Genomic DNA, 23,131 nt, shown 5'->3' with positions numbered 1-23,131 from the left:
CGAGACTATGCCCGCAATGAAAGCGATTTGCAAATTCAATCGAACTAGATGTGACTTATGAGTTCCGCCATGACATGTGCCGCACGGCCTTGCAGAAATACATCCATTTGAGTGCTGTGATCGGTCGGCTGCGGATTGATTTCTGCGGTAAATCCCCCGGAAACACGGGTTCGAATGACCGGCTCATGAATGTAAGGGAAGCTGGCGGTGGTGCCGATACTCAGCACCGCATCAAAGCCTGTAGCTAGTTGTTCATACAGTGTTTCCAGTTCCCTTTCCGGGAGCATTTCCTGAAAAAGAACGACGGGCGGTCGCAATATGCCACTACATGCGGGGCATAAGGGGGGCAAAGGGCGCTGTAAGTGCTCGCTGAGCTGCTGATCTTTCGCGCCGCAGGACTGACAGAACAGTGGAGAAAGTTGCCCGTGGATTTCGATCAACCGCTCGGGCGGACTGCCAGCGGCACGATGATAGCCATCGACATTCTGGGTCAGCACCCAACACTCGGGCTTGATGCGCTGCAACTGCGCAATCGCGTAGTGAGCCACGTTAGGCTCACCGCCCAGGCAAGCCTTGCCCAGTTCGGCGATGTATTTCCAGCACAGCTCGGGATCCCGGCGCAGCATCGGCCCTGACAAGGCCACTTCTATGGGCAGCCCGTCATCGGTCTTGCCGTTATAGAGCCCGCCTACGCCGCGATAGGTCGGCAAGCCGGAATCCGCCGACAGGCCAGCTCCGGTAATCACCAGAATCCGCTTTGCATGGCGTAACGCTGCTGCGGTTTGCACGACCAGCGCCTGATCTACCACCCAAGCGTCTCTTTAAGGAAGGGAATGGTCAGCTTGCGCTTTTCCTGGAGCGAGGCCTGATCGAGGCGCTCCAGCAATTCGAACAAGGCGCTCATGCTGCGCGTCCCGCGCGTCAGGATGAAATGACCGACATCGTCGGTCAGGTGCAGGCCGCGCCTTGAAGCACGCAGTTGCAGGGCACGCAGTTTGTCCTCGTCGGACAGCCCGCGCATCTGGAACACCAGCGCCATGGTCAAGCGGGATTTGAGGTCGGGAAGCTTGACCGGCAGCTCGCGGGGCGATTTGGACGCTGCAATCAGCAAGCGACGGCCGCTGTCACGCAGACGGTTGAACAGATGAAACAGGGCTTCTTCCCAGTCCGGCTTGCCGACCACGGCCTGGAGGTCGTCCAGGCAGACCAGCTCGTACTGCTCCAGATGGTCGAACAGTTCGATGCCTTCATCTATGACTTCGGCCAACGGCAGGTACACCGCAGGTTCACCCATCTGTTCGAAACGCAGGCACGCGGCCTGCAGCAGGTGCGTGCGCCCTACTCCGTCCTTGCCCCACAGATAAATGAGGCTTTCCGTCCATCCGGCATCGGCTTCGCACAGCCGCTCGACATAGCCGAGTGCAGCGGCGTTGGCGCCTGGATAGTAATTGACGAAAGTGGCGTCATCACGCAGACGCACACTCAGGGGCAGCTGAATCGGTTTCATGCTGACTAACGGCTCATGCAAACCGTCAAGGGCCTCTGTGTAAAGTGCACGAAGTTTATACCCGTGAGGCGGGTCGCACAATGCGACAGACCTCAAGCAAAATCAAAGGTTTGCGTCAGGGCCAGGAAAGCGGAGATGGAGAAAGGAGGTTTGGCGCAGTGCACGCGCCATTCCGGTGGGCCTCTGCGCAGGGCTGCGTAGAGGCCTGTTTCAAGCTTACAACTCCGGATCTTCGGCACCTGCGTAGATTTCCGAGTCTTTGTAGACGTCGTGCATGTGGCGCACCAGCACCATGATCACCGCCGCTACGGGCAACGCCAGCAAAATGCCGGTGAAACCGAACAGCTCGCCACCGGCCAGGATCGCGAAAATCACGGCCACCGGGTGCAGACCGATACGATCGCCCACCAGCAATGGTGTCAGGACCATGCCTTCAAGCGCCTGACCGATCATGAACACTGCGACAATCCCCATCATCGGGTACAGATCACCGCCAAACTGGAACAGCCCGGCAATCAGCGCCGCGCCGATGCCGATCACAAAGCCCATATAAGGCACGATGGCCGCGAGACCTGCGATCACCCCGATCAACAGCCCCAGCTCCAGCCCGACCAGCATCAGCCCAGCCGCGTAGATCACTCCAAGGCCGACCATGACCAGCAACTGCCCGCGAATGAACGCGCCCAGCACTTCATGGCACTCGCCCGCGAGCTTGACGATCTGACCTTCACGCTGACGCGGCAGCAAACCGCGGATCTTGCCGGTCATGATGTCCCAGTCACGTAACAGGTAGAAGCACACGACCGGGATCAGCACCAGATTGGTCAGCCAGCCGATCAGCGCCAGGCTGGACGCAGTGGCCTGGGACAGCACGATGGAAACGATATCTCCGGCCTGACCCATGTGCTCGGAAATCGCCGCCTTGATCTTGTCGAACTTCCAGAAGCCGTCTGCCAGGCCGAACTTGGCCTGCACCCACGGCATGGCCGAGTGCTGTAACCAGTCGAGAATCTGCGGCGCCAGTTCGTACAGGCGAAACAGTTGCTTGGCCAGCATGGGCACCAGCACCAGCAGCAAGGTCATCAGCACCAGGGTAAAGAGGCCGAAAACGACTACCACACTCAAGGTTCTGGACAACCCGGCGCGTTCCAGACGATCCACCAGCGGATCGCCCATGTACGCCAGCAGCAACGCCACCAGAAAAGGAGTGAGGATCGTGTGCAGCAGCACCACGAAAGCGACCAGCAAAGCCAGCCCGCCGATCCAGAACCAACGCCGCGTATCAGTCATCAACATCCCTCAACCCAATGGAAAAACGTTCTTGCCGGGTTACCAGCGGAAATACAGCTGTGGCGCAGAGGCCGGAACAATCATCGGTGCCGGTACAGGCGCCGTTGTGGGCGAGGCAGGCGCGGCAGCATCGACAGGAGCAGCAACTGGCGCCTCTGCAACGGCCGCCTCACTGGCGGGTACTTCCTGCAATTTGGCCAGCGACATCTGCGAGCGTAGCTGATCCGCATTGCCGCTGACATCGAAGACCACCCGATCACCCTGCACAGAACTCAGACGCACGCCGAACGGTTCAAGTAACTGAAGCAGTTGCGCATAACGCTCCAGCGTCATGCCTTGCACCTGCACCAGCATGCCGGTCGAGGCGCCCGGCTTGGCGACGAAGCGCGGCGCCAGACGTTCGCTTACCGATAACAGCACCGCATCGGCCAGCGCTTCGGAGGTTGCGCCCGTTGCCGTGCCCTGCTCGCGCTGATCACCCAGCCACAGGCGCCATTTGCCCTGCCATTGACCGGCCTCTTCTCTGGCATGCACGGCGAGAATAGCGTCAGCACCATAACGTTCGGACGCCGTCTTGAGCGGTGCAGGGTCAGTGCCTTCAAGGGTTTTCGCGTCACCGATGCTTTGTTCACTCAGGTCAGCCAGTGGCAGGCGCAAGGGCAGACCGCGATGCTGTGCGGCACGTCGCAACGGTTCGGCGGCAGCCTGACCATCGCCCACCAGATTGGCGCCTTCAACCGAATCATTCAGCCACCAGCCGAGGATCGAAGGTCGGTTGCTGCCCCAGATGGACAGCCCGGCGTCACGCAACGCACGCTCGGTGGTGGCCGGATCGAAGTCCACCAACAGGGTTTCCGGCGGACCGGCCTCGTAACCGTACTGGCTGATGATTTGCTGCGGGTCCTTGCGTAACGCGGCAATCGCCGGCCCCTGCGTGGCCTTGGCGTCGCCGGTCAGACGCAGTACCAGGGTGTCAATCGCGGCCTGGGTGGCGCGCGTGCGTTCATCGGGCGACTGGCCGCTAACTGGCTCGCGCACCTGATAAAGATTGCTCACCGTTTCGGCAAGGCTGGGAAGGCTGATCAGGGACAGACAGCCAACGAGAAGGATTCTGGAAAAACGCATGGACAGTTCCCGAACGGAAAAAAGTAAAAAGAAGCAGCTTCAGGAGGTGCACAGCCTGGGACAGCCGTGAGCCGCCAATCATTCAATTTCGGCATAAAGTACACCTTAAACGTCCGGGCTCGCACTGATGGCGCACCCGAGGCCAGGATTATTTAGCCCAACACCGCCCTGTTGTCGGCGCAAGGATGGCCCCTGGGGAGCAAGCCTGATAAAATCGCGCGCCTTCGCAGACCGGCAATCGCCACGGCCCAACCTTAACATCGCATCACAGCGCGGTGCTGAACGGGTCCTAACGCAGCGGTCGATACCTCCGAATCCCCCCTAAAGGCCTGGATTTTCTATGAGCAAGCAACCTTCCCTGAGCTATAAAGACGCCGGTGTAGACATCGACGCCGGTGAAGCATTGGTCGAACGCATCAAGAGCGTCGCCAAGCGCACCAAGCGTCCGGAAGTCATGGGCGGCCTGGGAGGCTTCGGCGCCCTCTGCGAAATCCCGGCTGGCTACAAGCAACCGGTTCTGGTCTCGGGCACCGACGGCGTGGGCACCAAGCTGCGTCTGGCGCTGAACCTGAACAAGCACGACAGCATCGGCATCGATCTGGTCGCCATGTGCGTCAACGACCTGGTGGTGTGCGGCGCAGAGCCACTGTTCTTCCTCGATTACTACGCCACCGGCAAGCTCAACGTCGAAACCGCCACTCAGGTGGTCACCGGTATCGGCGCTGGCTGCGAACTGGCTGGCTGCTCGCTGGTGGGCGGTGAAACCGCTGAAATGCCGGGCATGTACGAAGGCGAAGACTACGACCTGGCAGGTTTCTGCGTCGGTGTCGTGGAAAAAGCCGAGATCATCGACGGTTCGAAAGTCGCTGCCGGTGATGCCCTGCTCGCCCTGCCGTCGTCCGGTCCGCACTCCAATGGTTACTCGCTGATCCGCAAGATCATCGAAGTCGCCGGTGCCGATATCGAAAACATCCAGCTGGACGGCAAACCGCTGACCGAGCTGCTGATGGCGCCAACCCGTATCTATGTCAAACCGTTGCTCAAGCTGATCAAGGAAACCGGCGCGGTCAAGGCCATGGCGCACATCACCGGTGGCGGCCTGCTGGACAACATCCCTCGCGTGCTGCCGGAAGGCGCTCAGGCAGTGGTCGATGTGGCGAGCTGGCAGCGTCCGGCCGTGTTCGACTGGTTGCAGCAGCAAGGCAACGTCGACGAAAACGAAATGCACCGCGTCCTCAACTGCGGCGTCGGCATGGTTATCTGTGTCGCCCAGGAACACGTTGAAACGGCCTTGAACGTTCTGCGTGAAGCCGGCGAGCAGCCATGGGTGATCGGCCAGATCGCGACCGCCGCTGCCGGCGCGGCACACGTAGAGCTGAAAAACCTCAAGGCGCATTGATGCCAGCCATCTGCGATGTCGTGGTGCTGTTGTCCGGCACCGGCGGCAACCTGCAAGCGATGATCGACAGCTTCAAGGACGGGGCTAGCCCCGTTCGCATCTGCGCGGTTATTTCCAACCGCGAAGATGCCTTCGGTCTGCAACGCGCCCGGGATGCAGGCATTGACGCCTGCGTGCTGGATCACACTGCGTACGAAGGCCGAGAGGCGTTCGATGCAGCGCTGATAGAACTGATCGACACCTTCAAACCACAGTTGGTGGTACTGGCCGGGTTCATGCGTATCCTCAGCGCAGGATTCGTCCGTCACTATCATGGGCGCCTGCTCAATATTCACCCTTCCCTGCTGCCGCGTTACAAGGGTTTACACACCCACAGGCGGGTATTGGAAGCCGGTGACGCCGAACATGGCTGCAGTGTGCATTTCGTCACCGAGGAACTCGATGGCGGCCCACTGGTCGTACAGGCAGTTATTTCGGTACAGTTGCACGACACGCCCGCAGCGCTCGCGCAACGGGTCCATGTCCAGGAGCATCATATTTATCCGCTGGCAGTTCGCTGGTTCGCAGAAGGTCGATTGAGGCTCAGCGAACACGGCGCTTTACTGGATGGCCAGCCACTCCCGGCCTGTGGCCACTTGATTCGAATCTAGGAGATATTATGCGTCGCGCTCTGCTCTTCGCTTTCGCTCTGCTCGCACTGCCTGCTGTACAGGCAGCAGACCTTCAACCTTTCTCCGCCAGCTACACCGCCGACTGGAAGCAACTGCCCATGAGTGGCACGGCTGAACGCAGCCTGGAAGCCGGGGCCAATGGCACCTGGACGCTGAATTTCAAGGCCTCGATGATGATCGCCAGCCTGACTGAAGTCAGCACGCTGAAAGTCGACAAGGACGCGCTGTTGCCGCAGACCTACAGCTTCGAACGCAGTGGTCTGGGCAAGTCCAAGAAAGTCGATCTGGTGTTCGACTGGAACACCAAGTTTGTCACCGGCACCGACCGGGGCGACCCGATCAAGCTGCCGCTCAACCGTGGCATTCTCGACAAATCCACCTATCAGTTGGCGTTGCAGCATGACGTGGCTGCGGGCAAAAAGAGCATGAGCTACCAGGTCGTCGACGGAGACGAAGTGGATACCTATGACTTCCGCGTGCTGGGCTCTGAAAAAGTAGAGACCAAGACCGGCCAGGTCGACGCGATCAAAGTCGAGCGCGTGCGCGACCCGACGCAAAGCAAGCGCACCACTGTGCTGTGGTTCGCCAAGGACTGGGATTACCTGCTGGTCCGCCTGCAACAGGTCGAAACCGACGGCAAGGAATACAACATCGTGCTGCTCGACGGCACCGTCAACGGCAAGGCTGTCAAAGGCAGCTGATTGCCCTGACAACCCGGTGACACAGAGCCCTGCTTTTCAGCGGGGCTTTTTATTGGCTGCGATACAGCACCCCACCTGCGAAGAGGACGCAGAGCGTCCGGAACGGCATACCGACGCGGCGTCGCACGTAGTTAAGGTTATCGTTCCCTACGCTCCAGCATGGGAATGGCGCTCTTGACGCTCCGCGTCATCTTTCTGCGCCGCACGCTCAGAGCACATGAAAAAACCTTCACTTTGCCACTACCCCGCTACAGCCCACGACATGCAAGGGCTGTAGGCGTTCGCTCATTTTCTGACCAGACGGGAACCTGAACGGGCTATTTACGTAGGTAGCTAACAAATTCTATAAAAGAGTCCTGCGACACATCGCCGCAGTATCCAGAGGCCTAACCATTCAGGCCATCAAAGTCAGGAGCTTACTACTATGACTGTCAGAGTTACTGAACGCGACGACGCCCACCTCTCCCACGAAGCTGTAGCCGACGGCATTCAGATCTGGGACGTGCATCAACAGGATCAACTGGTAGGCATGTTCCACGTCAAATCCGACGCGCTTCGCTACAAGGAAGAGCTGGAAGCGAAGGAAAGCCAGGGCAATCACTGAGCCCCTTCCGGAACAAGACTTTCTCAGAACAAGAAACGACAAAACCCGCTGAATGCGGGTTTTGTCTTGATGGGTCAGCGGGTTACCACATCAAATCGTCAGGCACCTGATAAGCCGCATACGGATCATCAGCATCCGGCGCTTCAGTCGGGGTGTTGAGCAACACAATGCGGCGCGGGTCGCGCTCCTGGATCTTCAACGCCGCCTCACGCGGGATGATCTCGTAGCCACCACCGTGATGCACGATGGCCAGCGAGCCGCTGCTGAGCTTGTTGCGCACCATGCTGTTGACCGAGATCCGCTTGACCTTCTTGTCGTCAACGAAGTTGTAGTAATCCTCGGTGATCAGCTTGGGCAGGCGTGACACTTCGATCAATTGCTTGACCTGCGCGGTGCGGGCTTTCTGCTCGACCTTTTCCTGCTGCTGACGATTGAGTTCCTGATCACGCCTGGCCTTTTCAGCCTGAGCTTCCTGAGCCGCACGTTTTTGCGAGTCGTCGGCCTGAGCCTGCCCCTTGTGCACCAGACGCTGCTCTTTCTGCTTTTCTTTGCCGACCTGCTTGGCCTGCTTTTGGTTGACCAGACCTGCCTTGAGCAACTGGTCGCGAAGGGAAAGGCTCATTGTCTACTCACTTATGCCGTTACCGCACCCTCAGCCGCAGCCGGGCGTGCTCTTTTCCTGACGTTTGGCTTCGCCCCACAACGCGTCCATGTCTTCGAGCGAGCACTCTTCAATGGGACGCTGGAGGTGGCGCAATGCCTGTTCAATGAATCGAAAGCGTCTGTCGAATTTGTTATTGGCAGAGCGTAACGCAGTTTCCGGATCAACTTTAAGATGCCGGGCCAGATTGACGACACTGAACAGCAAATCGCCGACTTCTTCAGCGATGCCCTCGGCGTCATTGTCGACCATGGCTTCAAGAATTTCATCGAGTTCTTCGCGTACCTTGTCGACGACCGGCAATGCCGCAGGCCAATCGAAACCGACCTGCGAGGCGCGCTTCTGCAGTTTGGCTGCCCGACTCAGCGCAGGCAATGCGGTGGGCACGTCATCGAGCAGCGACAACTGCTCGGGCACAGCGGATTTCCCGGCGCGCTCCTCAGCCTTGATCTCGTCCCAGCGCTGATTCACCTGATCATCCGTCAGGCGCGGCGTTTCCGGCGGCGCATACAAATCACCGGTCGGGAACACGTGCGGATGCCGACGCAGCAATTTACGGGTAATGCCATCTACCACGCCCTCAAACTCGAAGCGCCCTTCTTCCTTGGCCAGTTGCGCGTAAAAGACCACCTGAAACAGCAGGTCGCCCAACTCACCCTGAAGATGATCGAGATCGCCTTGCTCGATGGCATCGGCCACTTCGTAGGCTTCTTCCAGCGTATGCGGCACGATGCTGGCGTAGGTCTGCTTCAAATCCCACGGGCAACCGAACTGCGGATCACGCAGCCGGGTCATGAGATGAAGCAGGTCTTGAACTGTGTACATAGGGCTCTCGTATAAAAGCAGCAGTTTGGCTGCAAGCCAAAGCGGTTTGCGGTGGCCTCTCGCTTGCAGCTTGCAGCTGAAAACTTGCAACTGCGCCTCTCAGGGCGTCCTGTTCCTGCGTGTTTCGATGATGTTCGGCAGTTGGGATATGCGCCCCAGCAACCGTCCCAGCGCGTCCAGCCCCGGAATTTCGATGGTCAGGGACATGAGCGCGGTGTTGTCTTCCTTGTTCGAGCGGGTGTTGACCGCCAGTACGTTGATACGCTCGTTGAGCAGCACCTGGGTGACGTCGCGCAGCAGGCCGGAGCGGTCGTAGGCGCGGATGATGATGTCCACCGGATAGGTGAGCACCGGCACCGGCCCCCAACTGACCTGAATGATCCGCTCGGGTTCGCGACCGCCCAGTTGCAGCACCGAAGCGCAATCCTGGCGGTGGATGCTGACGCCGCGGCCCTGGGTGATGTAACCGACAATCGCGTCGCCCGGCAGCGGCTGGCAGCAGCCGGCCATCTGCGTCATCAGGTTGCCAACGCCCTGAATCTGGATGTCGCCGCGCTTGCCTGGCTTGTAGCCTGTAGCTTTGCGCGGGATGAGTTCCAGTTGCTCGTTGACGCGATCGGGCTCGACCTGCTGCTGAGCCAGATTGACCAGTTGCGCCAGACGCAGATCACCCGCGCCCAAGGCCGCGAACATGTCGTCAGCGGTCTTGTGATTGGCTTTGTCAGCCAGCTTTTCGAAATCGACCTGCGGCAGCGCAAGGCGCGCCAGTTCGCGCTCGATCAGGGTTCTGCCGGCTGCAACGTTCTGGTCGCGAGCCTGCAACTTGAACCAGTGAACGATCTTGGCCCGCGCCCGTGAGGTGGTGATGTAGCCCAGGTTCGAGTTCAGCCAGTCACGGCTTGGCGTGCCGTGCTTGCTGGTGATGATCTCGACCTGCTCACCGGTCTGCAGGCTGTAGTTGAGCGGTACGATGCGGCCGTTGATCTTCGCGCCACGGCAGTTGTGGCCGATTTCGGTGTGAACCCGATAAGCGAAGTCCAGCGGCGTCGAGCCTTTGGGCAGGTCGATGGCGTGGCCGTCAGGGGTGAAGACATAGACCCGGTCTGGTTCGATATCGACGCGCAACTGCTCGGCCAGCCCCCCGATGTCGCCCAGTTCTTCATGCCATTCGAGCACCTGACGCAGCCAGGAAATCTTCTCTTCGTAATGATTGGAACCGGATTTGACGTCGGTGCCCTTATAGCGCCAGTGCGCGCAGACGCCCAGTTCGGCTTCTTCGTGCATGGCGTGCGTGCGGATCTGCACTTCCAGCACTTTGCCTTCCGGCCCAATGACAGCCGTGTGCAGCGAGCGATAGCCGTTTTCCTTGGGGTTGGCGATATAGTCGTCGAACTCCTTGGGAATATGCCGCCATAAGGTGTGCACAATGCCCAGCGCGGTGTAGCAATCGCGCATTTCCGGGACCAGCACGCGCAACGCCCGCACGTCGTAAATCTGGCTGAACGCCAGGCCCTTGCGCTGCATTTTGCGCCAGATGGAATAGATGTGTTTGGCACGGCCACTGATGTCAGCGGTCACGCCTGTGGCTTGCAACTCGTCGTCGAGCTGGGACATGACTTCGCTGATAAAGCGCTCACGATCCAGCCTGCGCTCGTGCAGCAACTTGGCGATCTGCTTGTACTGGTCAGGCTCCAGATAGCGGAAAGACAGGTCTTCCAGCTCCCATTTGATATGTCCGATGCCCAGTCGGTGAGCCAGCGGTGCGTAGATGTCGAAGACTTCCCGTGCCACCCGGTTGCGCTTCTCGTCGTCGGCGTTCTTTACTGCACGAATCGCGCAGGTCCGCTCGGCCAGCTTGATCAACGCAACACGCACGTCATCCACCATCGCCACCAGCATCTTGCGCAGGTTCTCGACCTGCGCCTGACTGCCCAGCACTAACGATTGTCGCGGGCTGAGGCTGGCGCTGATCGCGGCCATACGCAGCACGCCGTCGATCAGTTTGGCGACAGTCGAGCCAAAACGCTGCTCGACTTCCGGCAACGGGATCACGCCTTCGCGCACGCCACGGTAAATAACCGCAGCCACCAGGGAATCCTGATCCAGCTTGAGGTCAGCCAGAATCTCCGCTATTTCCAGACCGGTCTGAAAGGTGGAGGTGCCGTCTGCCCAGTGATTCTTGTGGGCCTTGTCGTTCTGCTCGGCTTGCCGGGCAAATTCACAGGCCTGCTTCATGACTTCCCGGTCCAGGACCAGGTCGACGCTGACAATATGATCGAGCCATGCGTCGAGATTGATACTGCCGTCTGTGTTTATCGGCTGGTTCGCTCTCACCTGTACCATGCTGCTTACCTTCCCTAAGGCGCGATGAATAGCGCCATCAGTCGCCAGCCTTCTGAGCGAATGCCACTTGCCGGGCAAGCAAGGACCAGCATTCGCGGGCCAGTCGGATTAAATGAGATTCCTTGTCAGCAGCCAGACTCTATCCAATGAAGGCTGCTCACTTACTCATTTCAAATAAAGCCATCGCCTCGACATGCGCCGTCTGCGGGAACATATCGAGGATTCCGGCACGTTTTAATCGGTAGCCCTGATTAACCAGTTCGACCGTGTCACGAGCCAAAGTTGCCGGGTTGCATGAAACATAAAGCAAGCGCCGGGCACCTGTTTTTCTGATCTGGCGCACCACCTCAAAGGCCCCGTCACGCGGCGGGTCCAAGAGTACCGCAGAAAACCCCTCCGCCGCCCAGTCGGCCTGGGTCAGCGGCTGGGTAAGATCCGCCTGAAAAAACCGTACATTGTGCAGATCATTACTCATTGCGTTGGCGGCTGCACGTTCGACCATGGTCGCAACGCCTTCGACCGCCACTACTTCTTTCGCCAGACTTGCCAGCGGCAAGGCGAAGTTGCCCAGCCCGCAAAACAGGTCCATCACACGTTCATCAGCCGCAGGTGCCAGCCAGTGCAGCGCCTGTTCGATCATAGCGGTATTGACCGCCGCGTTGACCTGAATGAAATCTCCCGGACGCCAGGCCAGTTGCAGGTTCCACGGCTCCAGCCGGTACCCCAGTGTGTCGCCAGGGCTGGCAGGTTGTGGTTCGCCTTCTCCGTGCAGCCAGAGCTGTGCGCCATAGGTCGAACAGAACGCCTGCAGGGTTGCCAGGTCGGCATCGGCCAATGGTGCGGTGTGACGCAGCAACACCGCCGTCGACGAACCGCTGAACAATTCGACATGCCCCAGCACCTGCGGCTTGCTGAAGCTCTTCAGCATCCCGGGTAACTGACGCATGATCGGTTGCAAGGCCTGTACCAGCACCGGACACTCTTCGACACCCACGATATCCTGACTGGCCGCGGCGCGGAATCCGACATCCAGCCTTTTAGCCTTGGCGTCCCAGCGAATCGCAACCCGCGCACGTCGGCGATAGGCCAGTTCGGACCCGCTCAAAGGCGCTGCCCACTCATCCGGGGTGACGTTCGCTACCCGCAACAATTGCTCGGCGAGCATGCGCTGTTTCAGGGCAAGCTGCTCTTCATGGGGCACGTGCTGGACGCTGCACCCGCCACAACGACCGAAATAGTCGCAGGCCGGAGGGCGGCGCATGGCACTGGCGGTGAACACACGCTCAGTACGCGCCTCGACCACCTTGCCGCGCGCATTGAGCACCCGCGCCTCGACCTCTTCACCGGCCAGACTGCCGGCGACAAACCAGGTCTTGCCGTCCAGAAAAGCAATACCGCGCCCGTCATCGGACAGCCGCTCGATGCTCAGCCGCTGCTTTTTACCGGCAGGAATCTGCACGCTCTTGACGCCGCCGGTTGGCTGGAAGCGTAAACCTCTTTCATGCTTGGCCATCAGTTGGGCGAATCGTAGACGCCGGTCGACAGGTAGCGGTCGCCTCGGTCACAGATGATCGCCACAATCACGGCGTTTTCGACTTCTTGAGAGATACGCAGCGCGCCAGCCACCGAACCACCAGAAGACACTCCGCAGAAGATACCTTCTTCGCGGGCCAGGCGGCGCATGGTCTCTTCAGCTTCGGTCTGGCCCATGTCTATCAGCCGGTCGACGCGATCAGACTGATAGATCTTCGGCAGGTATTCGGTCGGCCAGCGGCGGATGCCAGGAATCGACGCGCCTTCCATCGGTTGCAGACCGACGATCTGCACGTCGGGATTCTGCTCCTTGAGGTAGCGCGAAGTGCCCATGATGGTGCCGGTGGTGCCCATTGAACTGACAAAATGGGTGATGGTGCCAGCCGTCTGCTGCCAGATTTCCGGACCGGTGGACGTGTAATGCGCCTCGGGATTGTCGCCATTGGCGAACTGGTCGAGCACTTTTCCGCGTCCTTCGGCCTGCATGCGCTCGGCCAGATCACGAGCGCCTTCCATACTTTCTTCCTTGCTGACCAGAATCAGCTCGGCGCCGTAAGCCGTCATCGCGGCCTTGCGCTCGGCACTGGAGTTGTCCGGCATGATCAGAATCATGCGGTAACCCTTGATCGCAGCAGCCATGGCCAGCGCGATGCCGGTGTTACCGGAGGTGGCCTCGATCAGCGTATCACCGGGCTGAATCTGGCCGCGCAGCTCGGCGCGCACGATCATCGACAACGCCGGGCGGTCTTTTACCGAACCCGCCGGGTTGTTACCTTCCAGTTTCAACAGGAGGGTATTGCTGGTATTGCCCGCCATACGTTGCAGACGCACAAGCGGGGTGTTGCCGACGCAATCGGCGATGGTTTGATACTGCAGGGTCATGGCGTATTCGCGGTCCAGTCTGCGGGGGCGCCTATCATAACGGCAAACGCCCAAAGCCCATATCACGCAAAGTGCGGTACTTATTACCAAAAGGCATAACGCGCTGTTTTGCAGCCGCTTCCTTTATAGCTTCGATTGACATACTCCTCACCTTGCCCAAACCGATAAAAGAGTTATGTGCCCATGGCAGCGCTAAATAGCTAAACTCATCCCCTTGTGCCGATCAGCCAGGCAGCCGATGCCTGTTATCGACGGATTGATACCTGTTGCTGGAGAGAAAGCGTGCTGACCAAGCTGGGTATAAAAGGCCGTGTACTGCTACTGACGATTCTGCCTGCCAGCCTGATGGCCGCGATGCTCGGTGGCTATTTCACCTGGATGCAGTTGAGCGAACTGCAAAGCCAGTTGCTGCAGCGCGGCGAGATGATTGCGCAGGACCTGGCACCGTTGTCGGCCAATGCGCTGGGGCGCAAGGACAGCGTGCTGTTGAGCCGCATCGCCTCGCAGACGCTGGAACAGACCGACGTGCGCGCCGTGTCATTTCTGGATGCCGATCGCACGCCATTGGCCCACGCCGGGCCAACCATGATCAGCCCGGTGCCGATCGGCAACAGCTCGCAACTGCTCAGTTCAACCGGCGTCGACGCCACCCGTTACCTGCTGCCGGTGTTTGGCCATCAGCGCCACCTGACCAGTCCGATCATCCCCGCCGAAGCCGACACGCTGATGGGCTGGGTGGAACTGGAGATTTCCCATAACGGCACCTTGCTGCGCGGCTATCGCAGCCTGTTTGCCAGCCTGCTGCTGATTTTTACTGGCCTGGCCTTCACCGCCATTGTCGCCGTGCGCCTGAGCCGTACCATCAACGTGCCGATGAGCCTGATCAAGCAGGCGGTGTCGCAGCTCAAGGACGGCAACCTCGAAACCCGCCTGCCACCCCTGGGCAGCCGCGAGCTGGACGAACTGGCCTCGGGCATCAACCGCATGGCGGCCACGTTGCAGAACGCGCAGGAAGAACTGCAACTGAGCATCGATCAGGCCACTGAAGACGTCAGGCAGAATCTGGAGACCATCGAAATCCAGAACATAGAGCTGGATCTGGCGCGCAAGGAAGCGCTGGAAGCCAGCCGCATCAAGTCCGAATTCCTCGCCAACATGAGCCATGAAATCCGTACCCCGCTCAACGGCATTCTGGGTTTCACTCATCTGCTGCAGAAAAGCGAGCTGACGCCGCGCCAGTTCGATTATCTGGGGACCATCGAGAAGTCCGCCGACAACCTGCTGAGCATCATCAACGAGATTCTCGACTTTTCGAAGATCGAGGCCGGCAAGCTGGTGCTCGACAATATTCCCTTCAACCTGCGCGACCTGCTGCAGGACACGCTGACCATCCTTGCCCCGGCCGCCCACGCCAAGCAGCTGGAACTGGTGAGTCTGGTGTACCGCGATACGCCACTGGCACTGTCCGGCGACCCATTGCGTCTGCGACAGATCCTGACCAATCTGGTCAGCAACGCGATCAAGTTCACCCGTGAAGGCACCATCGTCGCCCGCGCCATGCTCGAAGACGAAACCGAAGAACACGCACAACTGCGCATCAGCGTACAGGACACCGGTATTGGTCTGTCCAGTCAGGACGTGCGAGCGTTGTTTCAGGCCTTCAGCCAGGCCGACAATTCGCTGTCGCGCCAGCCGGGCGGCACGGGGTTGGGGCTGGTGATTTCCAAGCGTCTGATCGAGCAGATGGGCGGCGAAATCGGTGTCGACAGCACACCGGGCGTGGGCTCGGAATTCTGGATCAGCCTGAAACTGCCCAAGGCCCGCGAAGACAAGGAAGACTCACTCAATATTCCACTGCAAGGGTTGCGCGCTGCGGTGCTTGAGCATCATGACCTGGCGCGTCAGGCACTGGAGCACCAGCTGGAAGACTGTGGCCTGCACACCGTGGTGTTCAATAATCTGGAAAACCTGCTCAACGGCGTAACGGCGGTTCATGAAACGCCGTCGGCGATTGACCTGGCGGTACTGGGCGTGACCGCGCTGGAAATCTCGCCAGAGCGGCTGCGTCAGCACATCTGGGACCTGGAAAACCTCAACTGCAAGGTGATGGTGCTGTGCCCGACCACTGAACATGCGCTGTTTCAATTGGCGGTCCACGACGTTTACACCCAGTTGCAGGCCAAACCCGCCTGCACCCGCAAGTTGCAAAAAGCCTTGTCAGAGTTGATCGCCCCCAAAGCTGTACGGGCTGACGTCAGCCTGCCGTTGTCGAGCCGGGCACCGCGCGTGCTGTGCGTGGACGACAATCCGGCGAACCTGCTGTTGGTGCAGACGCTGCTCGAAGACATGGGTGCCGAAGTGATAGCGGTCGAAGGTGGTTATGCCGCGGTCAATGCGGTGCGTCATGAAGCATTCGATCTGGTGTTGATGGATGTGCAGATGCCCGGCATGGACGGACGTCAGGCCACCGAAGCGATTCGCGCCTGGGAAGCTGAGCGTAATCAGACTTCGCTGCCGATCGTTGCGCTGACGGCGCACGCCATGGCCAATGAAAAACGCTCGTTGCTGCAAAGCGGCATGGACGATTATCTGACCAAGCCGATCAGCGAACGGCAACTGGGGCAAGTGGTGCTCAAATGGACAGGGCTGGCGTTGCGTACGCCTGCACCGGAGCGCCAGCATGAAGCGACGGTGGTTCATGTCGGGCCGCTGGTACTCGATCACGAGGAAGGCCTGCGTCTGGCCGCAGGCAAGCCTGACCTGGCGGCCGACATGCTGGCCATGTTGCTGGCGTCGCTGGAAGCCGACCGCGAAGCCATCCGCACGGCGCGCGCCAATAACGACGTACAGGCCCTGATCGAGCGCGTTCATCGCCTGCACGGCGCAACGCGTTACTGCGGGGTGCCACAACTGCGTACCGCCTGCCAGCGCGCCGAAACACTCCTGAAACAGGACGCTCCGCATAGGGAAGATGCGCTGGACGATCTGGACAAGGCCATCCTCCGTCTTGAGGCAGAGGCTCGGGTGTCGGCTTGATAATGGGTACGAGCGTCACCGCCACACGCGAGGAACGATCAGCACAGAGCATGGTAGGATGCGCGCAATTTTGGAGGACCCATGGTCGAACACGATTTCCGCTACAGCATGCTCAACCCGCAACACACACTGACTGAATGCCGCACCCTGGCACCCGGTCGTTATCAGGTCACCGGCAATGGCGGCTCGATCCACGACCACGACCAGTTGCTGGTGACCATCAAGGGCAGCAAGAGCCTGCACATGCGCCTGACGGTCGAGAAGGTTCGGCACCTGATCAACCCGCCCGGCCAGTGGATTGCCGTTGCCAAAGGCCCGGTGTTTGACGAATTGGCGATCCACCAGTGGCAAGTGCATTGCGACAGCTGCAACGCCGAACTGAATTTCGAATTCATGGTTGAAAGCAAACTGGGCGTGAAGGCACAAAAACCTGCCGCTAACGCGCGTATCGCGGAGCTGGGCTGGAAAACCGAAGGCGAAAAGCACCTCTGCAAGAAGTGCCAGGAGAAGGCAGCATGAGACAGCTAGTGCTCCTGAGCCTGATCGGTGGTGCGCTGCTGGTCGGCTGCGCCGCAGAGCCGCTGCCTATTCGGCAGGACAAGAGTTACGTGATGGAATGGATCGGCGAACGCCCGCTGATCGACAACAGCCACCTGACCATGACCCTGGGTGCCGATGGCCGCGCTTACGGCAATGCGGGCTGTAACCACTGGTTCGCGCCTTACACCCTGAACGACCACGCCATCAGCTTCGGCGCAGTGGGCAAGACCCGCAAGATATGCGCACCGGCACTGATGGAACAGGAACAGCGCTTCATCAAAGCCATCAGCACTGTACAACGCTGGGACATCTCGCCCATCGAGCAACTGCGCCTGTGGCCAGCCGAAGGCAAACCGCTGCGCTTCTGGCTGGAAGATAGCTGAACGGCCTGCGCCTAACTATCGTGCGACGCAGAGCGTCGAGACCTGTATTCCCACGCTGGAGCGTAGGGAACGATGATCTCGACTATCGTGCGACGCTCCGCGTCGCATGCCGTTCTGGACGCTCCGCGTCCTGGTTGCCATGCAGAGCGTCGAGAACTGATCTGATCACCCCTCCCCGCGCAGCGCCTTGAGCTTCTGGATCACGGTCGCGGCGGATTGCTCGCCGAGCAGTTGCTCACGCATCTTGCCTTTGTCGTCGATGATGTAGGTCACCGGCAACGCCTCGGAAGGCGGCAGACTGTATTGCTCGGCAGGGTCCTGGGCCAGCACGGTGAACTTGATGCCCAGTGCGTTGGCGGCATTTTTCAGTTCATCACCTTGCAGGTTGTCAAAGTTGACGCCCAGCACCGTCACCTTCTTGTCCTTGAGCTGCTCGGACAAGGCGTTGAATTCCGGCACTTCGGTACGGCAGGGGCCACACCATTCAGCCCAATAGTTCACCACCAGCCAGTGGCCCTTTATACGCTCGCTGGCGACCTTCTGGCCGTTCTGGTCAGTGCCCAGGTCGACGCCACAGCCGCTGAGCAGCAAACTGCCGAGAAGTATCACCGCTGCTGTCAATCGCATTGCCATTTATACCCTTCCTCGCCCGTTCAACCTGCGTTACCGATGACCAGGCTTTCTTATACCCACGTTACGACTATTGACCATCCGATATGTCGAACAGTGTCATCGCTGGGTAGAATACGCCCCACCCCATACAAGATGCGACCTGCAAATGACCGATCTGACGCTGTATCACAACCCGCGCTGCAGCAAATCCCGCGGCGCGCTGGAACTGCTTCAGGCGCGTGGCCTGAGCCCGGACGTCGTTCTGTATCTGGAAACCCCGCCCGACGCTGCCATTTTGCGCGACCTGCTCGGCAAGCTGGGCATCGGCGCACGGCAGCTGCTGCGCAGCGGTGAAGACGACTACAAGCAACTCAATCTGGCTGACCCGAGCCTCAGTGAAGAGCAACTGATTGCCGCCATGGCTGACCATCCCAAACTAATCGAACGGCCGATTCTGGTCGTCGGCGACAAGGCCGTGATTGGCCGACCACCCGAGAACATTCTGGAGCTGCTGCCGTGAGCACACCTTATATTCTGGTCCTGTATTACACCCGCAACGGCTCGACCGGCGAAATGGCCCGGCAGATCGCCCGCGGCGTGGAACTGGGCGGTATGGAAGCACGCCTGCGCACCGTACCCGCCATTTCTGCCGATTGCGAAGCAACTGCGCCGCAGATTCCGGAGAACGGTGCACTGTACGCAAGCCTCGACGACCTGAAAAACTGCTCAGGCCTGGCGTTGGGCAGCCCTACCCGCTTCGGCAACATGGCCGCGCCGCTGAAGTACTTTATCGACAGCACCAGCAACCTGTGGCTGACCGGGGCACTGGTTGGCAAGCCCGCTGGCGTGTTCACTTCCACCGCCAGCCTGCATGGCGGCCAGGAAACCACGCTGATGTCGATGCTGCTGCCATTGTTGCACCACGGCATGCTCATTATGGGCCTGCCCTACAGCGAGTCAGCCCTGCTGGAAACCACCGGCGGCGGCACACCCTATGGCGCCAGTCACCACGCCGGTGCCGATGGCAAGCGCGCGCTGGACCGCCACGAAACCGAATTGTGCCGCGCACTGGGCCAGCGTCTGGCGAAAGCCGCGCTGCAACTGGACCCGTCACGCGCCTGACCGACCGGTCAGAAAGCGTCGCCACACGCTGTTGGCAAAATCGCAAACTTGCAGCTCAAGGGTCGGTCTGAACCCTTGACCTGCCTGTTGAATCCTCTGGAGAACCGATGCACGACTACAAATGGCTGAACGAGTATTGCCTGAATCGATTCGGCTCTGCCAAAGCTCTGGAAGCTCATCTGCCCGCCCCTAAAACGCCGAAACAACTGCAAGCCATCAGCGCCGACCGTTACCTGTCGACCATGGCCCTGCGGGTTTTTCGAGCGGGCCTGAAACACAGCCTGGTGGACTCCAAGTGGCCAGCCTTCGAGGAGGTTTTTTTCCGCTTCGATCCGGAGAAGGTCGTGCTGATGGGCGCCGATCATCTTGAGCGGCTGATGCAGGACGCGCGCATCATTCGTCACTTGGGCAAGCTCAAAAGTGTGCCGCGCAATGCGCAACTGATCATGGACATCGAACAGGAACATGGCAGTTTCGGCAAATTCATCGCCGAATGGCCGGTCGATAACATTACCGGCCTGTGGCAGTACCTCGCCAAGCACGGTAACCAGATGGGCGGGCTGTCATCGCCACGCTTCCTGCGCATGGTCGGCAAGGACACTTTCATTCCAACCTGGGATGTGGTTGCCGCACTGAATGCACAGGACATCGTAGACAGAGTGCCGACCAGCAAACGCGATCAGGCTCTCGTGCAAGACGTATTCAACCAGTGGCATGCCGAAAGCGGCAGACCCATGTGTCAGCTGTCAGCCATGCTGTCGTTCACGGTCAACCACTGATCAGGCTCAGACGTTCACCACATTAACGAAGCGTGACGCAGCGGTTTCATCGATGCGCAGGTTGGTGAAGTCGAACAGGTTGCGGTCGGCCAGTTGCGACGGCTGCACGTTCTGCAAGGCGCGGAAGATGCTTTCGGTGCGGCCCGGCGTCTTGCGCTCCCAGTCCAGCAGCATGTCCTTGACCACCTGACGCTGCAGGTTTTCCTGCGAACCGCAGAGGTTGCACGGGATGATCGGAAACTGCCTGAGGTCCGAATAGGCCTGAATGTCCTTCTCGTGGCAGTAGGCCAACGGACGAATCACCACGTTGCGCCCGTCATCGGCACGCAGCTTGGGCGGCATGGCCTTGAGCGAACCGTTGAAGAACATATTGAGAAAGAACGTCTCGACGATGTCGTCACGGTGATGCCCCAGCGCCATCTTGGTGGCCCCGATCTCGTCGGCAAAGGTGTACAGCGTGCCGCGACGCAGCCGCGAACACAGCGAGCAGGTGGTCTTGCCTTCCGGGATCAGCTCCTTGACCACCGAATAAGTGTCCTTCTCGACAATGTGGTACTCGACGCCCAGTTCTTTCAGGTAGGCAGGCAGCACATGCTCGGGAAAACCCGGCTGCTTCTGATCCATGTTGACCGCCACGATGTCGAAGCTGATCGGCGCGACTTTCTGAAAATGCATCAACACATCGAGCAGGGTGTAACTGTCTTTGCCACCGGACAGACAGACCATCACCTTGTCGCCGTCCTCGATCATGTTGAAGTCGGCCACCGCTTCGCCGGCCAGTCGACGCAGACGTTTCTGCAGTTTGTTCTGATTGACTGAAAGGGTGCCCATTTGCTTGAGGTGTCCGCCGGTGGTTTGAGAAAAGGCGGTTATTTTACGCATAACCGATACGCGGTTAAACAGGCTGCGCGCATGCCGTTCAGGCTGGCAACACCACGGATGCAAAAACGACCACCGGGCGGCTGGCATGTTCAGCCACAGCTCCCCTTGCGGCATACTTGGCACACTGGAGACCCAAAAAGCATGCCCGAACAACTCAATTCCCGCGTCGAAACCTGTTATCAACAAGCCGAGGCCTTCTTCAAACGCAGCTTCAAACGGCCGGTGGTCAGTTTCCAGTTGCGCGGCCAAAAGGCCGGCGTTGCGCACTTGCACGAGAACCTGCTGCGCTTCAACCCGCAGCTCTATAAAGAAAACGCCGAAGATTTCCTGCGCCAGACCGTGCCGCACGAGGTCGCGCACCTGATTGCCCATCAGCTATTTGGTGGCGGCATTCAGCCGCATGGCGAAGAGTGGCAACTGATTATGCGCGGTGTCTACGAGCTACCGCCCAATCGCTGCCATACCTATGCGGTTCAGCGCCGCAGCGTGACCCGTTACATCTATCGTTGCCCCTGCCCGGACAGCGACTTTCCGTTCTCGGCGCAGCGCCACAGCATGGTCCGCAAAGGTCGACGCTACCTGTGCCGGCGCTGCCGCGAGCCGCTGGTGTTTAGCGGCGAGGTCCGTACGGAATAATCCTCGCCAGACTGCAGGCCTAAAAAAACCCATCCGAAGATGGGTTTTTTATGACCTGAAGGTTATCAGACGGTCTTGCTGGTGTTCACTGCGGCGTCTGGAGTCGCGCCTTCGGCAACGCCGAGGTCGTCTTCAGGACGGGTTTCCAGGATGGCACTGCCACCGGAAGCCAGTTCGGACTGCAGCTTGTCGGTATCCAGCTCGCCTACCCACTTGGCAACCACAACCGTTGCAACAGCGTTACCGACCAGGTTGGTCAGGGCACGTGCTTCGGACATGAAGCGGTCGATGCCGAGAATCAGCGCCAGACCGGCAACCGGCAAGTGACCCACAGCCGACAGGGTCGCGGCCAGTACGATGAAGCCGCTACCGGTTACGCCAGCAGCACCTTTGGACGACAACAGCAGCACCAGCAACAGGGTGATCTGGTGGGTGATGTCCATGTGAGTGTTGGTCGCCTGAGCGATGAACACGGCAGCCATGGTCAGGTAGATCGACGTACCGTCCAGGTTGAACGAGTAGCCAGTCGGGATAACCAGACCTACAACAGACTTCTTGGCACCCAGACGCTCCATCTTGATCAGCATGCGTGGCAGGGCCGATTCAGACGACGAAGTGCCCAGTACGATCAACAGTTCTTCACGGATGTAGCGAATCAGTTTGAAGATGCTGAAGCCGTGAGCGCGGGCGATCGAGCCCAGTACAAACACGACGAACAGAACGCAGGTGATGTAGAAGCAGATCATCAACTGACCCAGTTGCACCAGCGAGCTGACACCGTAGGCGCCGATGGTGAAGGCCATGGCACCGAACGCACCGAGCGGCGCCAGCTTCATGATCATGTTGATGATGTTGAACATCACATGCGCGAAGCGATCGATGAAGTCCAGAACCGGCTTGCCGTAAGCACCCAGACGATGCAGGGCAAAACCGAAGATCACCGAGAACATCAGCACTTGCAGGATGTCGCCGTTGGCGAACGCGCCGACGATGGTGTTGGGAATGACGTTAAGGATAAAGCCGACGATGCTCTGATCCTGACCGGCAGTGACGTAGGCAGCGATCTTGGAAGCGTCGAGCGTGCTGACGTCGATGTTCATGCCGGCACCCGGCTGAACAACGTTGACTACGATCAGACCGATCAGCAGCGCAACGGTCGAAACGATCTCGAAGTACAGCAGCGCGTAGCCGCCAGTCTTGCCGACCGACTTCATGCTCTGCATGCCAGCGATACCACTGACGACGGTACAGAAGATGATCGGGGCGATAACCATCTTGATCAGTTTGATGAACCCGTCACCCAGCGGCTTTAGAGCCTTGCCGGTGTCTGGATAGAAGTGACCGATCAGGATACCGATGACAATCGCTACGATTACCTGGAAATAGAGGGATTTGTAGATGGGCTGACGAGTCGTCATTGCAGTTTTCCTCAAGGGCGCCGTCGGCATCATTACCTGATGCACGCGAGCCTATAAAGCGCTAACCCTCCTGCACTGGAGGGATTTGTTTTGTCGAGCTGCACGAGGCAGACATCTACCCTCTGAATAGCAATACGCGTGCCATGGAGTCAATTTGATATCAAATCCGCGCTACGCGAGGC

The 23,131-nt window shown here is 59.4% G+C and carries 23 protein-coding genes; 11 read left to right on the top strand and 12 right to left on the bottom strand.

What is annotated here, in order from left to right:
• Window positions 1-44: 44 nt before the first annotated feature.
• The 4 genes from N018_RS06865 to N018_RS06850 form a co-directional block, all read right to left on the bottom strand.
• Window positions 45-809 (bottom strand): NAD-dependent deacylase, encoded by a 765-nt coding sequence (locus N018_RS06865; RefSeq protein WP_024646797.1) that lies wholly within the window; start codon window positions 807-809, stop codon window positions 45-47.
• Window positions 803-1,507, bottom strand: coding sequence for a DnaA regulatory inactivator Hda (hda, locus tag N018_RS06860; RefSeq protein WP_007251488.1), 705 nt, complete (start codon window positions 1,505-1,507; stop codon window positions 803-805). Before hda ends, N018_RS06865 begins: the two co-directional genes overlap by 7 nt.
• Window positions 1,508-1,723: 216 nt before the next feature.
• Complete coding sequence (locus N018_RS06855; RefSeq protein WP_024646798.1) at window positions 1,724-2,797, bottom strand: AI-2E family transporter; 1,074 nt, start codon at window positions 2,795-2,797, stop codon at window positions 1,724-1,726.
• A 39-nt stretch (window positions 2,798-2,836) separates the two neighbouring features.
• Complete coding sequence (locus N018_RS06850) at window positions 2,837-3,922, bottom strand: DUF2066 domain-containing protein (RefSeq protein WP_025389175.1); 1,086 nt, start codon at window positions 3,920-3,922, stop codon at window positions 2,837-2,839.
• Between the two features lie 340 nt (window positions 3,923-4,262).
• Here N018_RS06850 and purM point away from each other — a divergent pair, with 340 nt between their 5' ends.
• The 4 genes from purM to N018_RS06830 all read left to right on the top strand — a co-directional run bounded on the left by purM (window position 4,263) and on the right by N018_RS06830 (window position 7,297).
• On the top strand, window positions 4,263-5,321 hold the full coding sequence (gene purM, locus N018_RS06845) for a phosphoribosylformylglycinamidine cyclo-ligase (RefSeq protein ID WP_024646800.1): 1,059 nt from the start codon (window positions 4,263-4,265) through the stop codon (window positions 5,319-5,321).
• Window positions 5,321-5,971 carry a phosphoribosylglycinamide formyltransferase gene (gene purN, locus N018_RS06840; RefSeq protein WP_024646801.1) on the top strand — a complete coding sequence of 217 codons (651 nt, stop codon included), beginning with the start codon at window positions 5,321-5,323 and terminating at the stop codon, window positions 5,969-5,971. Before purM ends, purN begins: the two co-directional genes overlap by 1 nt.
• Window positions 5,972-5,979: 8 nt before the next feature.
• Window positions 5,980-6,693 (top strand): DUF3108 domain-containing protein, encoded by a 714-nt coding sequence (locus N018_RS06835; RefSeq protein ID WP_025389174.1) that lies wholly within the window; start codon window positions 5,980-5,982, stop codon window positions 6,691-6,693.
• Window positions 6,694-7,117: 424 nt separating this feature from the next.
• The gene (locus N018_RS06830) at window positions 7,118-7,297 is read left to right on the top strand and encodes a hypothetical protein (protein ID WP_024646803.1); all 180 of its coding nucleotides are present in this window, start codon (window positions 7,118-7,120) and stop codon (window positions 7,295-7,297) included.
• An 82-nt stretch (window positions 7,298-7,379) separates the two neighbouring features.
• On the opposite strand, the gene N018_RS06825 is transcribed toward N018_RS06830, so the two are convergent.
• The 5 genes from N018_RS06825 to cysM form a co-directional block, all read right to left on the bottom strand.
• A complete protein-coding gene (locus N018_RS06825) occupies window positions 7,380-7,919 on the bottom strand; it encodes a DUF2058 domain-containing protein (protein WP_024646804.1) in 540 nt (179 codons plus the stop codon).
• 30 nt (window positions 7,920-7,949) lie between these two features.
• Window positions 7,950-8,783 carry a nucleoside triphosphate pyrophosphohydrolase gene (gene mazG / locus N018_RS06820; RefSeq protein WP_024646805.1) on the bottom strand — a complete coding sequence of 278 codons (834 nt, stop codon included), beginning with the start codon at window positions 8,781-8,783 and terminating at the stop codon, window positions 7,950-7,952.
• A gap of 99 nt (window positions 8,784-8,882) precedes the next feature.
• Complete coding sequence (relA, locus tag N018_RS06815; protein WP_024646806.1) at window positions 8,883-11,126, bottom strand: GTP diphosphokinase; 2,244 nt, start codon at window positions 11,124-11,126, stop codon at window positions 8,883-8,885.
• A 157-nt stretch (window positions 11,127-11,283) separates the two neighbouring features.
• Entirely contained in the window at window positions 11,284-12,639 is a 1,356-nt protein-coding gene (rlmD, locus tag N018_RS06810) for a 23S rRNA (uracil(1939)-C(5))-methyltransferase RlmD (RefSeq protein WP_024646807.1), read from the bottom strand.
• The gene (gene cysM / locus N018_RS06805) at window positions 12,639-13,541 is read right to left on the bottom strand and encodes a cysteine synthase CysM (RefSeq protein WP_024646808.1); all 903 of its coding nucleotides are present in this window, start codon (window positions 13,539-13,541) and stop codon (window positions 12,639-12,641) included. The genes rlmD and cysM overlap by 1 nt, the downstream gene beginning before the upstream one ends.
• A 282-nt stretch (window positions 13,542-13,823) precedes the next feature.
• Between cysM and N018_RS06800 the strand changes: the two genes are divergently transcribed.
• From N018_RS06800 to N018_RS06790, 3 genes are all read left to right on the top strand, one after another.
• Window positions 13,824-16,577 carry a response regulator gene (locus N018_RS06800; RefSeq protein WP_024646809.1) on the top strand — a complete coding sequence of 918 codons (2,754 nt, stop codon included), beginning with the start codon at window positions 13,824-13,826 and terminating at the stop codon, window positions 16,575-16,577.
• Window positions 16,578-16,658: 81 nt separating this feature from the next.
• Window positions 16,659-17,096 (top strand): hypothetical protein, encoded by a 438-nt coding sequence (locus N018_RS06795; protein ID WP_024646810.1) that lies wholly within the window; start codon window positions 16,659-16,661, stop codon window positions 17,094-17,096.
• A complete protein-coding gene (locus tag N018_RS06790; RefSeq protein ID WP_025389173.1) occupies window positions 17,093-17,500 on the top strand; it encodes an META domain-containing protein in 408 nt (135 codons plus the stop codon). Before N018_RS06795 ends, N018_RS06790 begins: the two co-directional genes overlap by 4 nt.
• A 165-nt stretch (window positions 17,501-17,665) precedes the next feature.
• Here the strand turns inward: N018_RS06790 and N018_RS06785 are convergent, their stop codons facing one another.
• Window positions 17,666-18,133 (bottom strand): TlpA disulfide reductase family protein, encoded by a 468-nt coding sequence (locus N018_RS06785; RefSeq protein WP_024647159.1) that lies wholly within the window; start codon window positions 18,131-18,133, stop codon window positions 17,666-17,668.
• 145 nt (window positions 18,134-18,278) lie between these two features.
• Between N018_RS06785 and arsC the strand changes: the two genes are divergently transcribed.
• From arsC to N018_RS06770, 3 genes are all read left to right on the top strand, one after another.
• Window positions 18,279-18,632, top strand: coding sequence for an arsenate reductase (glutaredoxin) (gene arsC, locus N018_RS06780; RefSeq protein ID WP_024647160.1), 354 nt, complete (start codon window positions 18,279-18,281; stop codon window positions 18,630-18,632).
• Complete coding sequence (wrbA, locus tag N018_RS06775; RefSeq protein ID WP_024647161.1) at window positions 18,629-19,234, top strand: NAD(P)H:quinone oxidoreductase; 606 nt, start codon at window positions 18,629-18,631, stop codon at window positions 19,232-19,234. Before arsC ends, wrbA begins: the two co-directional genes overlap by 4 nt.
• Before the next feature lie 107 nt (window positions 19,235-19,341).
• Window positions 19,342-20,013 (top strand): DNA-3-methyladenine glycosylase I, encoded by a 672-nt coding sequence (locus tag N018_RS06770; protein ID WP_025389172.1) that lies wholly within the window; start codon window positions 19,342-19,344, stop codon window positions 20,011-20,013.
• Between the two features lie 6 nt (window positions 20,014-20,019).
• Here the strand turns inward: N018_RS06770 and ttcA are convergent, their stop codons facing one another.
• Window positions 20,020-20,844 carry a tRNA 2-thiocytidine(32) synthetase TtcA gene (ttcA, locus tag N018_RS06765; RefSeq protein WP_025389171.1) on the bottom strand — a complete coding sequence of 275 codons (825 nt, stop codon included), beginning with the start codon at window positions 20,842-20,844 and terminating at the stop codon, window positions 20,020-20,022.
• A gap of 192 nt (window positions 20,845-21,036) precedes the next feature.
• On the opposite strand from ttcA, the gene N018_RS06760 reads away from it, so the two are divergent.
• Window positions 21,037-21,531 carry a SprT family zinc-dependent metalloprotease gene (locus N018_RS06760; protein WP_024647164.1) on the top strand — a complete coding sequence of 165 codons (495 nt, stop codon included), beginning with the start codon at window positions 21,037-21,039 and terminating at the stop codon, window positions 21,529-21,531.
• A gap of 65 nt (window positions 21,532-21,596) precedes the next feature.
• On the opposite strand, the gene N018_RS06755 is transcribed toward N018_RS06760, so the two are convergent.
• Window positions 21,597-22,949, bottom strand: a complete 1,353-nt coding sequence (locus tag N018_RS06755; RefSeq protein WP_025389170.1) for a dicarboxylate/amino acid:cation symporter — start codon at window positions 22,947-22,949, stop codon at window positions 21,597-21,599.
• Window positions 22,950-23,131: the final 182 nt, after the last annotated feature.

The sequence above is a fragment of the Pseudomonas syringae CC1557 genome, assembly GCF_000452705.1.
Classification (GTDB): domain Bacteria; phylum Pseudomonadota; class Gammaproteobacteria; order Pseudomonadales; family Pseudomonadaceae; genus Aquipseudomonas; species Aquipseudomonas syringae_F.
Note: the sequence above shows the minus strand (reverse complement) of the source record. Positions and strands in the feature narration are given on the sequence as shown.